Here is a 12,024-nt window from a genome sequence, read left to right as displayed (position 1 = left end):
TCACCCTCGCGGGTTTTCCTCCGGGCGCTTCCTTCGTTTCCGACTCTATCAGATCTTTCCGATCCGATTTCCTCGGTGCTTTCCGGTCCCCGTTTTCGCTTTCGCGCCGGGGGCCTTTCGGCGGTTCCGACTTTATCAGAAGATCTGAGTCGGATTTCCCGCCTCCCGAAGAACCGTTCAGGCGCACGGCGGCGCCGGGGGTTCCCGATCTGGCGGAGCCGTAAACGTACTGGAGCGGGGCGCCCCGATGCAAATCGAGGGGCCCCGCTCCGGTGCGGCGCTGGTCAGGGCGCCCGTCAGACCTCGACGACGACCGGGAGGATCATCGGGCGGCGACGGTAGGTGTCGGAAACCCACTTGCCGACGGTGCGGCGGATCAGCTGCTGGAGCTGGTGGGGTTCGACGACGCCGTCCTGGGCGGACTTGTTCAGGACCTGGTCGACCTTCGGGATGACGGCGTCGAAGGCCGAGTCCTCGATGCCGGAGCCCCGGGCGTGGATGTTCGGACCGCTCACGATCTTGCCGGTCGAGGAGTCCACGACCACGAAGACCGAGATGATGCCCTCGTCGCCGAGGATGCGACGGTCCTTGAGGTGGGCCTCGGTGACGTCGCCGACCGAGAGGCCGTCGACGTACACGTAACCCGCCTGGACCTTGCCGGTGATGCGGGCGCGGCCGTCGATCAGGTCGACGACGACGCCGTCCTCGGCGATGACGATGTGGTCCTTGGGGATACCCGTCATCGCGCCGAGCTCGGCGTTGGCGCGCAGGTGGCGCCATTCGCCGTGGACCGGCATGAGGTTCTTCGGGCGGCAGATGTTGTAGAAGTACAGCAGCTCGCCGGCCGAGGCGTGGCCCGAGACGTGGACCTTGGCGTTGCCCTTGTGGACGACGTTGGCGCCCCAGCGGGTCAGGCCGTTGATCACGCGGTAGACCGCGTTCTCGTTGCCCGGGATCAGGGAGGACGCGAGGATCACGGTGTCGCCGGGGACGATCCGGATCTGGTGGTCCCGGTTGGCCATGCGGGACAGGGCGGCCATGGGCTCGCCCTGGGAGCCCGTGCAGACCAGCACGACCTCGTCGTCCGGCAGGTCGTCGAGGGTCTTCACGTCCACGACGAGGCCGGCCGGAACACGGAGGTAGCCGAGGTCGCGGGCGATGCCCATGTTGCGGACCATCGAGCGGCCGACGAAGGCGACCCGGCGGCCGTACTCGTGGGCGGCGTCGAGGATCTGCTGGATGCGGTGCACGTGGCTGGCGAAGCTGGCCACGATGATGCGCTTCTGGGCGTTGGCGAAGACGTTCCGCAGGACGTTGGAGATGTCCTTCTCCGGCGGGACGAAGCCGGGGACCTCGGCGTTGGTCGAGTCGGACAGCAGGAGGTCGATGCCCTCCTCGCTGAGCCGCGCGAACGCGTGGAGGTCGGTGAGGCGGCCGTCCATCGGGAGCTGGTCCATCTTGAAGTCGCCGGTGGCGACGGCCATGCCCGCGGGGGTGCGGATGGCGACGGCCAGGGCGTCCGGGATGGAGTGGTTGACGGCGATGAACTCGCAGTCGAAGGGGCCCAGGTTCTCGCGGTCGCCTTCCTTCACCTCGAGGGTGTAGGGGCGGATGCGGTGCTCCTGGAGCTTCGCCTCGATGAGGGCGAGGGTCAGCTTGGAGCCGATGAGCGGGATGTCCGGCTTGAGCCGGAGGAGGTAGGGGACGGCACCGATGTGGTCCTCGTGGCCGTGCGTGAGCACGATGCCTTCGATGTCGTCGAGGCGGTCCCGGATGATGGTGAAGTCGGGAAGGATCAGGTCGACGCCCGGCTGCTCCTCTTCGGGGAAGAGGACGCCGCAGTCGACGATGAGCAGACGGCCGTCGAACTCGAAGACCGTCATGTTGCGGCCGATCTCGCCGAGTCCGCCGAGCGGGGTGACGCGCAGGGCGCCCTTCGGGAGCTTCGGCGGGGCGCCGAGTTCAGGATGCGGATGACTCAAAAGACTCTCCTCACCACGCACGCCACGCACCGGTGGCACGTGGCGCGCATGACAATCATGCACTTGCTGTTGTCAGTGTTCAGTTGTGAAGTCCGATGTCAGAGTTCTACCCCGCCGGCGGCCAGGTCGACCTTGAGCTGCTCCGTCTCCTGCGGGGAGAGCTCCACGAGCGGCATCCGAAGGGGGCCGGCCGGGAGGCCCTGGAGGGCGAGGGCGGCCTTGGTGGTCATGACGCCCTGGGTGCGGAACATGCCGGTGTAGACGGGGAGCAGCTTCTGGTGGATCTCGGTGGCCTTCTGGACCTCGCCGCCCAGGTGGGCGTCGAGGAGGGCGCGGAGCTCGGGGGTCACGACGTGGCCCACGACCGAGACGAAACCGCAGGCTCCGACGGAGAGCAGCGGCAGGTTGAGCATGTCGTCGCCGGAGTACCAGGCGAGGCCGGAGCGGGCGATGGCCCAGCTGGCGCGGCCGAGGTCGCCCTTGGCGTCCTTGTTGGCGACGATGCGCGGGTGCTCGGCGAGACGGACGATCGTCTCGGTGTCGATCGGGACGCCGCTGCGGCCCGGGATGTCGTAGAGCATGACCGGCAGGCCGGTGGCGTCGGCGATGGCCGAGAAGTGCCGGTACAGGCCCTCCTGCGGAGGCTTGCTGTAGTACGGCGTCACGGCGAGCAGGCCGTGGGCGCCGTCACGCTCGGCGGCGCGGGCGAGCTCGATGGAGTGGTGGGTGTCGTTCGTGCCGATGCCGGCGACGACGTGGGCGCGGTCGCCGACCGCCTCCAGCACCGCTCGTACGAGGCCCGATTTCTCCGCGTCGCTGGTGGTGGGGGACTCGCCGGTGGTGCCGTTGACGACGAGGCCGTCGTTGCCTGCGTCCACCAGGTGGGTGGCCAGTCGCTGGGCACCGTCGAGGTCGAGTGCGCCGTCCGCCGTGAAGGGCGTGACCATGGCGGTGAGGACCCGCCCGAAGGGGGTCTGCGGAGTGGAGATCGGAGCCATGGGTAACACGCTACTCGCTGCTCAGCGCCGGGTGTCCCGGAGGGGGACACGAGAAAGGGAGCCCGGCGCTGCCTGCTCGGGGGTTCAGGCAGCGCCGGGTCCGTTTGATCAGCCTAGATGAACTTCGCGAAACGTCGCAATACGGACACCTCGCGCGAGGCGATCGGACATGTGTGCGTTACGGGGCCACACGGCCGTTCTTGTTGAAGGCGGCGTGGGTCAGCGGCATCAGCCGGGCCCAGTGCTCCTCCATCTTCTCGCCGACCATCTCGATCTCCCGCTGCGGGAAGGAAGGGGTCGTGGCGAGCTCGTGCTGGGTGCGCAGGCCCAGGAAGTGCATGAGCGAGCGCGCGTTGCAGGTGGCGTACATCGAGGAGAAGAGACCGACCGGGAGGACGGCGCGGGCGACCTCGCGGGCGACGCCGGCGGCCAGCATCTCCTGGTAGGTGGCGTACGCCTGGCGGTACGAGTCCTCCATGGTGCGGCTGACCAGCTCGTGCTGCTCGGGGGTGCCCTCGACGAAGACGTACTTGCCGGGACGGCCCTCCTGGACCAGCTTGCGGTCGGTGTCGGGGACGTAGAAGACCGGATCGAGCTGCCTGTAGCGGCCCGACTCCTCGTTGTACGACCAGCCGACGCGGTGCCGCATGAACTCGCGGAACACGAAGATCGGGGCGCTGATGAAGAAGGTCATCGAGTTGTGCTCGAAGGGGCTGCCGTGACGGTCCCGCATCAGGTAGTTGATGAGGCCCTTGGAGCGCTCGGGGTCCTTCTGGAGCTCTTCGAGGGACTGCTCGCCCGCCGTGGAGACCCGGGCCGCCCAGAGGACGTCGGAGTCGGCCGCCGCGCTCTTGACCAGTTCGACGGTGACGTCGCTCCGGAAGTCGATCTTCACGTTCTCGGTGGGGCTGTCGCTCACCAGCGGTCCTTCCAGTCGGGGTGCAGTCGCCCACTCTAACGACGTCCTACCGGAGGATGAGATTCGGCTGCTTTGGTGAAATAGGGCACCAAACCGCCTCTTCTGTCGTCTGTATCCGTGAGGCACGACGACACCCGAGGAGAGTGGTCCTGATGTTCCGCCGGAGAGAGGCCGTACCGTTCGCGTTCGTCGCGGAGGCCGACCACTTCCGCAGTAACGTCACTCCACCGCCTCGGGAGCGTCTGGGGGCCACCGAGATCGTGACGCGTACGCTGCTCGGGCTGACCGTCGTCGCCGGGCTCGTCGGGGCCCTCGTCCTCGGCATGCCGTCGCTCCAGTCGGGGGACTCCGCCACTCGTCAGCAGCAGTCCGAGGCCTCCGACAACCGCTGAGGTAGCCTCACCGGGCACTGCCCCTTCGAGCGTGCCTGTGAGTGAGGACCTGTCGTGCCCCTGCCCTTCCTGACGGCCGACCGTGCTTTTGACACGACCGACCACGTCGCCCTGCCGTTCGACGACCACGACCAGTGGCGTCGTCCCTACCGGCCGGGGTCATGGCGGGTCGGGGCGGCGGCGCTCGCGCTGCTGCTCGCCTCGTTCGTCCTGCTCGCCGCGGTGGTCATCGCCGCGGCCGGAGCGGGCAGCGGCGCGCTCGTCACCTTCGGCCTCGCCCTGCTCGTCATCGTCGCCGCCCTGCGCATGCTGCGCATGGGCACGTGGGTGAGCCGCGCCGGAGTGCGGCGCGTGGGCTTCTTCTCGACCGTCACCGTGCCGTGGGCCAAGGTGACCTCCGTGCGGACCGCCCAGCAGCCGGTGCGCTGGCTGGGCCTCCCCCGCACGGTCCAGGGCCAGGCCCTGGTGCTCGGCCGGCAGGGTGGTGAGCAGCTGCTGCTGCTCACCGACCACAACGCCGACTTCCTCTCCCGGGTCGAGGCCTTCGACCGGGCGGCCGACACGGTGGAGGCGTGGAACGCCGAGTACGGCCCCGCCCCGTCCGCTACGCGCTGACCGGACGCCCCTCGTGGAGCGCGATGGCCCGCTGCATCGCCCTGCGGGCCCGCGGGGTGTCGCGGGCGTCGTGGTACGCGACCGCGAGCCGGAACCAGCAGCGCCAGTCCTCGGGTGAGTCCTCCGTCTCGGCCTTGCGCCGCGCGAAGACCTCGTCGGCCGAGTCCCGGTCGATCCGGCCGCCCCCGGTGCGCTTCAGGTCGTCGACGGGCAGGCCGCCCTCCGCCTCCAGTTCGGTGGCGAGGCGGCCCGCCTGACGCGCGAACCGGGTGTTCTTCCAGAGGAACCAGCCACCGACGCCGGGCAGCAGGAACGCCACCGCGCCCATGCCCATGGCGGCCGGCTCGCCCGTGAGGAGCAGCAGGACGCCCTCCATCGCCACCACGCCGAAGACGAGCACGAGGACGGTGGCCAGGAAGACGTACGTGATCTTTCCGCCCATGGCCGTCAGCCCAGGTCCAGGAAGTGCTCCAGGCCGAAGGTGAGGCCCGGAGCGGTGGTCACGCGGCGGGCGCCCAGGAGGATGCCCGGCATGAAGCTGGAGTGGTGCAGCGAGTCGTGGCGGACGGTGAGGGTCTCGCCCTCGCCGCCGAGCAGCACCTCCTGGTGGGCCAGCAGGCCGCGGAGGCGTACCGCGTGCACGGGCACGCCGTCGACGTCCGCCCCGCGCGCACCGGCGAGGGCGGTGGTCGTGGCGTCGGGCTGCGGGGCGCAGCCTGCCTTCGACCGGGCCTCGGCGATGAGCTGAGCGGTGCGGGTCGCCGTGCCGGAGGGCGCGTCGACCTTGTTCGGGTGGTGCAGTTCGACGACCTCGACCGACTCGAAGTACGGGGCCGCGATCTGCGCGAACTTCATGGTGAGGACCGCGCCGATGGAGAAGTTCGGGGCGATCAGGACGCCGGTCTCCGGGGAGGCGGCGAGCCAGCCGTTCAGCTGCGCGAGGCGCTCCTCGGTCCAGCCGGTGGTGCCGACGACCGCGTGGATGCCGTGACGCACGCAGAAGTCGAGGTTCTCCATCACCGAGGCGGGGGTGGTCAGCTCGACGACGACCTGGGCGCCCGCCTCGGTGAGCGCGTCCAGCTCGTCGCCGCGGCCGAGGGCCGCGACCAGTTCCATGTCCTCGGCGGCCTCGACGGCCTTGACCGCCTCCGAGCCGATACGGCCCTTGGCTCCGAGGACCGCCACGCGCAGCTTGCTCATTGCTCTTCCTTAGGGGACTCGTGGGTCAGGAGACCGCGTGGTGGAGGCGGTCCGCCTGCTTGTCCTTCAGCGGGCCGATCACCGAGAGCGAGGGCCTCTGCTCCAGTACATCGCGGGCGACCTCGCGGACGTCGTCCGGGGTGACGGCCGCGATCCGGGCGAGCATGTCGTCGACCGACATCTGGGTGCCCCAGCAGAGCTCGCTCTTGCCGATGCGGTTCATCAGCGCGCCGGTGTCCTCCAGGCCGAGGACGGTCGATCCGGAGAGCTGACCGACCGCACGGGTGATCTCCTCGTCGGTGAGCCCGTCGGAGGCGACCTTGTCGAGCTCGTCCCGGCAGATCTTCAGGACGTCGTGGACCTGGCTGGGCCGGCATCCCGCGTACACGCCGAAGAGGCCGCAGTCGGCGAAGCCCGAGGTGTACGAGTACACGCTGTAGGCCAGGCCGCGCTTCTCGCGGACCTCCTGGAAGAGGCGGGAGGACATGCCGCCGCCGAGGGCGGTGTTCAGCACGCCGAGGGCCCAGCGGCGCTCGTCGGTGCGGGCCAGGCCCGGCATGCCGAGGACCACGTGGGCCTGCTCGGTCCTGCGGTTGAGGAGCTCGACGCGGCCCGCGGTGCGCAGGGTGCGCCGGCCGTCGCGGGGGGCGACGGGGACGGCGTCGGTACGGCCGAGGGCGCCGGCCTTCTCGAAGGCGCGGCGGACCTGGCGTACCACCGTGGCGTGGTCGACGTTGCCGGCGGCGGCGACGACCAGGTGGGTCGGGTCGTAGTGCTTCTTGTAGAAGCGGGCGATCTGGCCGCGGCCGAGCGCGTTGATGGTGTCGACGGTGCCGAGGACCGGGCGGCCCAGCGGGGTGTCGCCGAACATCGTCTGCGCGAACAGCTCGTGCACGACGTCGCCGGGGTCGTCCTCGGTCATCGCGATCTCCTCGAGGATGACGCCGCGCTCGGCGTCCACGTCCTCTTCGAGGATGAGCGAGTCGGTGAGCATGTCGCAGACGACGTCGATCGCCAGCGGCAGGTCGGTGTCGAGGACCCGCGCGTAGTAGCAGGTGTACTCCTTCGCCGTGAAGGCGTTCATCTCGCCGCCGACCGCGTCGATCGCGGCGGAGATGTCGAGGGCGGACCGCTTGCGGGTGCCCTTGAAGAGGAGGTGCTCCAGGTAGTGGGTCGCGCCGTTGAGTGTCGGGGTCTCGTCGCGGGAGCCGACGTGCGCCCAGATGCCGAAGGTGGCGGAGCGCACGGAGGGGAGGGTCTCGGTGACGATCCTCAGGCCCCCGGGGAGGGTCGTGCGACGGACGGTGCCGATGCCGTCCTTGCCCGGGAGAAGCGTTTGGGTACGGGCGACGGCCCGCCCCTCCGAAGAGGGGCGGGCCGTCGCGCGGGAACTACGGGACGTCACTTGGCAGCGTCGTCCTTGTCACCCTCGGCGTCCTCGTCCGCGATCACGGGGATCAGGGAGAGCTTGCCGCGCTGGTCGATCTCGGCGATCTCGACCTGCACCTTGGAGCCGATCGCGAGCACGTCCTCGACGTTCTCCACGCGCTTGCCACCGGCGAGCTTGCGGATCTGCGAGATGTGCAGCAGGCCGTCCTTGCCCGGGAGCAGGGAGACGAAGGCACCGAAGGTGGTGGTCTTGACGACCGTACCCAGGTAGCGCTCGCCGACCTCCGGCATGGTCGGGTTGGCGATGCCGTTGATCGTGGCGCGGGCGGCCTCGGCCTGCGAGCCCTGCTGGGCACCGATGTAGATGGTGCCGTCGTCCTCGATCGTGATCTCGGCGCCGGTGTCCTCCTGGATCTGGTTGATCATCTTGCCCTTGGGGCCGATGACCTCACCGATCTTGTCCACCGGGATCTTGACGGTGATGATGCGCGGCGCGTTCGGGGACATCTCGTCCGGAACGTCGATCGCCTCGTTCATCACGTCGAGGATGTGCAGACGCGCGTCGCGGGCCTGCTTCAGCGCGGCGGCCAGGACCGAGGCGGGGATGCCGTCGAGCTTGGTGTCGAGCTGGAGCGCGGTCACGAACTGCTTCGTGCCGGCGACCTTGAAGTCCATGTCGCCGAAGGCGTCCTCCGCACCGAGGATGTCGGTGAGGGCGACGTAGTGCGTCTGGCCGTCGATCTCCTCGGAGATCAGACCCATGGCGATACCGGCGACGGCGGCCTTGAGCGGCACACCGGCGTTCAGCAGCGACATGGTGGAGGCGCAGACCGAGCCCATCGACGTCGAACCGTTGGAGCCGAGGGCCTCGGACACCTGGCGGATCGCGTAGGGGAACTCCTCGCGGGTCGGGAGGACCGGCACGATGGCGCGCTCGGCGAGCGCGCCGTGGCCGATCTCGCGGCGCTTGGGCGAGCCCACGCGGCCGGTCTCGCCGACGGAGTACGGCGGGAAGTTGTAGTTGTGCATGTAGCGCTTGCGGGTCACCGGGGAGAGGGTGTCCAGCTGCTGCTCCATGCGGAGCATGTTGAGGGTGGTGACGCCCAGGATCTGGGTCTCGCCACGCTCGAACAGCGCCGAGCCGTGCACGCGCGGGATGGCCTCGACCTCGGCCGCGAGCGTACGGATGTCGGTGAGGCCACGGCCGTCGATGCGGACCTTGTCCTTGATGACGCGCTCGCGGACCAGCTTCTTGGTCAGCGCGCGGTACGCGCCGCCGATCTCCTTCTCGCGGCCCTCGAAGGCCGGGAGGAGCTTCTCGGCGGCGATCTCCTTGATGCGGTCGAGCTCGGCCTCGCGCTCCTGCTTGCCGGCGATGGTGAGCGCCTTGGTGAGCTCACCCTTGACGGCGGCGGTGAGCGCCTCCAGGACGTCGTCCTGGTAGTCCAGGAAGACCGGGAACTCGCCGGTGGGCTTGGCGGCCTTGGCGGCGAGGTCCGACTGGGCCTTGCAGAGGACCTTGATGAAGGGCTTCGCGGCCTCGAGACCGGCGGCGACGACCTCCTCGGTCGGCGCCTCGGCGCCGCCCTTGACGAGCTCGATCGTCCGCTCGGTGGCCTCGGCCTCGACCATCATGATCGCGACGTCGCCGTCCTCCAGGACGCGACCGGCGACGACCATGTCGAAGACGGCGTCCTCGAGCTCGGTGTGCGTCGGGAAGGCGACCCACTGGCCCTTGATCAGGGCGACGCGGGTGGCGCCGATGGGGCCGGAGAAGGGCAGGCCCGCCAGGATCGTCGACGCGGAGGCGGCGTTGATCGCGACCACGTCGTACAGGTGGTCGGGGTTGAGCGCCATGATCGTCTCGACGATCTGGATCTCGTTGCGCAGGCCCTTCTTGAAGGAGGGGCGCAGCGGGCGGTCGATCAGGCGGCAGGTGAGGATCGCGTCCTCGGAGGGGCGGCCCTCGCGGCGGAAGAAGGAGCCGGGGATCTTGCCGGCCGCGTACTGCCGCTCCTCGACGTCCACCGTGAGGGGGAAGAAGTCGAGCTGGTCCTTGGGGCGCTTCGAGGCGGTGGTCGCGGAAAGGACCATCGTGTCGTCGTCCAGGTAGGCGACGGCGGAGCCGGCGGCCTGCTTGGCCAGACGGCCGGTCTCGAAGCGGATGGTGCGGGTGCCGAAGGTGCCGTTGTCGATGACGGCCTCGGCGTAGTGGGTCTCGTTCTCCACTAGCGGTTTCTCCTACGTGTTCGTCTTTGCGTCCTTCGGCCCGTGTGGCCGGGGACGGTGTGCGACGGGGGCGGAGAAGCTCGCCTCGGGTGCGGGCCGGTCTTCGATCGAAGCTCCCGGCGATTCGTTTCCGGGGGCCACTACCGAGGACCGGCGGCTGCCGGCGGCTTCTCGCTCGTCATATGGGGTTGTGCGACCAGACTAAGTGCCGATGCGCACTTTGTGCACGTACAGCAAAGGGAGCGGCCCCCTGAAAGTGGGAACCGCTCCCTTCACGGCGTCCTTACTTGGCGCCGCCGGCCGCACCGCGGCGGATGCCGAGGCGGTCGACCAGGGCACGGAAGCGCTGGATGTCCTTCTTGGCCAGGTACTGCAGCAGGCGGCGGCGCTGGCCGACCAGGATCAGCAGACCACGGCGGGAGTGGTGGTCGTGCTTGTGCTGCTTGAGGTGCTCGGTCAGGTCCGAGATGCGACGGGACAGCATGGCGACCTGGACCTCGGGGGAGCCGGTGTCGCCCTCCTTGGTGCCGAACTCGGCCATGATCTGCTTCTTGACAGCGGCGTCGAGAGCCACGCGGATCTCCTCTTGGTGTTCGTGCGCCCACGAGTGCCCCTGGTCTAGGTCTCAGGGGAAGCTTCCGTGACTCGACGGGCGAAGGTCCGATGGGCGCAGCTTCCAGAGGCATCCGAGTGGTCTCGGGGGCATTCCGGGAGCGCGTACACAAACGGCCGTCACACAGCGTACCAGCTCGCCGGAGCGCCCCCGGTCGCTTTTCCCCGCGGCCCCGCTCGCCGCTACTTGCTGGTCAGTGCGCGGACCGAGGTGAAGACGTCGAGGACGGCGAGGCAGAGCGGGACGAGGGAGAGCAGGACGAAGCCCTCGGTCAGGTCGAGCAGGCGGCCCCAGAAGGGCGAGAGGCCCTTCCTCGGGATGATCAGGCCGATGGCGGTGATCAGCGCGGCGCCGGCGGCGACGGCGGCGGTGAGCCAGATCGTACGGATGTCCAGGCCGCCGCGGTCCCCGTACATGAGGAGCTCCTTGACGAGGTCGGCCGGCGGGTTGAGGGAGAGGCCGAGGACGAGGAGCGCGATGGCGGCGATGCCGGCGACCAGGACGCAGGCGACCTGCGAGGTGTAGCGGAAGAGACGGGCGCGGAGCAGCATCGCCAGGCCGGCGCCGAGGGCGAGGAGCTGGCCCCAGACGTTTCCGGCGAAGCCGAGGACGGCGGCGGAGCCGACGACGACGGCCGCGCAGCCGCCGACCAGGCCGAGGAGCATCTCGTGGCCGCGGCGGGCCTGGAGGGCGATGCGCTCGCCGTCGACGGGCTGCGCCTCCTCACCCGGCTGCTGCGGGTCGCCGAGGAACTCGTCGTCGGCGGCGCTGCGCGGGGCCGCGTAGCCGATGGGCAGGCGGGCGAAGCGGGCGGAGAGGCCGGGCAGGAAGGCGACGAGGCCGATGGCGACGGGCGCGCAGACGGCGGCCGTCTCGGTGGCGGTGGTCTCGGTGAGGATCTCCAGGAAGGTGGCGAGGGTGCCGACGCCGGCGAGGAAGGTGGCGGCGACGAAGGGCGCGTCCCCGCTGGGGGTGAGCGCGACGAGGGCCACCGAGGCGACGAGCACGGTGACGCAGCCGAGGAGGAACTGGAGGCGGCCGGGGCCCTGGCCGGCGTCGGCGCCGATGATGCCGGAGCCGGCGATGAGCAGCAGGGGCAGCGCGCCGAGGCCGAGGGCGACGGCGGTCGCCCGGTCGCCGTAGACGCGGGCGCGGACGCCGGCGAAGGCGGTGAGGAGGAGGCCGGCGGCGCCCGCGATGATGCCGGGCAGGCTGTGCATGTCGTGGCGGATCGGGTCGGCGAACCAGAGGACGAAGCCCATGAGGACGAGGAGGAGGACGCCGCCGAGGAGGCCGGCGCCGCGCAGCAGCTCGTCGCTCCACAGGTGCCGGTCGCGGGTGACGGCGGAGGCGACGGCGTCGGACACGTCGTCGTAGACGGCCGGCGGCAGCGACTGGGCGAAGGGGCGCAGGGAGAGCACCTCGCCGTCGAGGACCTGCTGGGCGGCGAGCGTGCGGGCGCCGTCGAGGACGGATCCGTCGCGGCGGACCAGGTGGTAGCCGGTGGGGGTGCCGGCGGCCTGGGTCTGGCCGGTGAGCCGCAGGATCTCCGGGTAGACGTCGGCGACGGCGATGTCCTCGGGGAGCGCGACGTCGATGCGGCTGTCCGGCGCCACGACGGTGACGCGGCAGAAGCCGGTCGCTGCGGTCGTACTCACGTGTGTGGACCCCCTGATTCGCGGTTGCG

At 70.1% G+C, this 12,024-nt stretch carries 11 protein-coding genes; 2 read left to right on the top strand and 9 right to left on the bottom strand.

The genetic code is table 11. The features are described 5' to 3' along the window. Positions 1 to 296 precede the first annotated feature (296 nt). The 3 genes from AC067A_RS35340 to thyX form a co-directional block, all read right to left on the bottom strand. Entirely contained in the window at positions 297 to 1,982 is a 1,686-nt protein-coding gene (locus tag AC067A_RS35340) for a ribonuclease J (protein ID WP_479247415.1), read from the bottom strand. Positions 1,983 to 2,080: 98 nt separating this feature from the next. Beyond that, complete coding sequence (gene dapA / locus AC067A_RS35335) at positions 2,081 to 2,980, bottom strand: 4-hydroxy-tetrahydrodipicolinate synthase (RefSeq protein ID WP_479247414.1); 900 nt, start codon at positions 2,978 to 2,980, stop codon at positions 2,081 to 2,083. A 178-nt stretch (positions 2,981 to 3,158) separates the two neighbouring features. After that, positions 3,159 to 3,899 (bottom strand): FAD-dependent thymidylate synthase, encoded by a 741-nt coding sequence (gene thyX / locus AC067A_RS35330; protein ID WP_479247413.1) that lies wholly within the window; start codon positions 3,897 to 3,899, stop codon positions 3,159 to 3,161. Positions 3,900 to 4,051: 152 nt separating this feature from the next. Here thyX and AC067A_RS35325 point away from each other — a divergent pair, with 152 nt between their 5' ends. Beyond that, positions 4,052 to 4,291, top strand: coding sequence for a hypothetical protein (locus AC067A_RS35325; RefSeq protein WP_479247412.1), 240 nt, complete (start codon positions 4,052 to 4,054; stop codon positions 4,289 to 4,291). A 54-nt stretch (positions 4,292 to 4,345) separates the two neighbouring features. After that, on the top strand, positions 4,346 to 4,906 hold the full coding sequence (locus AC067A_RS35320) for a hypothetical protein (protein WP_479247410.1): 561 nt from the start codon (positions 4,346 to 4,348) through the stop codon (positions 4,904 to 4,906). On the opposite strand, the gene AC067A_RS35315 is transcribed toward AC067A_RS35320, so the two are convergent. The 6 genes from AC067A_RS35315 to eccD all read right to left on the bottom strand — a co-directional run bounded on the left by AC067A_RS35315 (position 4,896) and on the right by eccD (position 11,995). Then, a complete protein-coding gene (locus AC067A_RS35315; RefSeq protein WP_479247409.1) occupies positions 4,896 to 5,348 on the bottom strand; it encodes a hypothetical protein in 453 nt (150 codons plus the stop codon). The genes AC067A_RS35320 and AC067A_RS35315 overlap by 11 nt on opposite strands. Before the next feature lie 5 nt (positions 5,349 to 5,353). After that, on the bottom strand, positions 5,354 to 6,106 hold the full coding sequence (gene dapB / locus AC067A_RS35310) for a 4-hydroxy-tetrahydrodipicolinate reductase (protein WP_479247407.1): 753 nt from the start codon (positions 6,104 to 6,106) through the stop codon (positions 5,354 to 5,356). Between the two features lie 25 nt (positions 6,107 to 6,131). Beyond that, entirely contained in the window at positions 6,132 to 7,511 is a 1,380-nt protein-coding gene (locus AC067A_RS35305; protein ID WP_479247406.1) for a M16 family metallopeptidase, read from the bottom strand. Then, positions 7,508 to 9,724, bottom strand: a complete 2,217-nt coding sequence (locus AC067A_RS35300) for a polyribonucleotide nucleotidyltransferase (RefSeq protein WP_469759245.1) — start codon at positions 9,722 to 9,724, stop codon at positions 7,508 to 7,510. Before AC067A_RS35300 ends, AC067A_RS35305 begins: the two co-directional genes overlap by 4 nt. A gap of 283 nt (positions 9,725 to 10,007) precedes the next feature. After that, positions 10,008 to 10,298 (bottom strand): 30S ribosomal protein S15, encoded by a 291-nt coding sequence (gene rpsO, locus AC067A_RS35295; RefSeq protein ID WP_030693282.1) that lies wholly within the window; start codon positions 10,296 to 10,298, stop codon positions 10,008 to 10,010. 221 nt (positions 10,299 to 10,519) lie between these two features. Then, positions 10,520 to 11,995, bottom strand: coding sequence for a type VII secretion integral membrane protein EccD (gene eccD / locus AC067A_RS35290; RefSeq protein ID WP_479247405.1), 1,476 nt, complete (start codon positions 11,993 to 11,995; stop codon positions 10,520 to 10,522). Positions 11,996 to 12,024: the final 29 nt, after the last annotated feature.

Source organism: Streptomyces sp. NPDC043176 (assembly GCF_056436715.1).
This window is presented reverse-complemented; position numbering and strand designations above follow the sequence as displayed.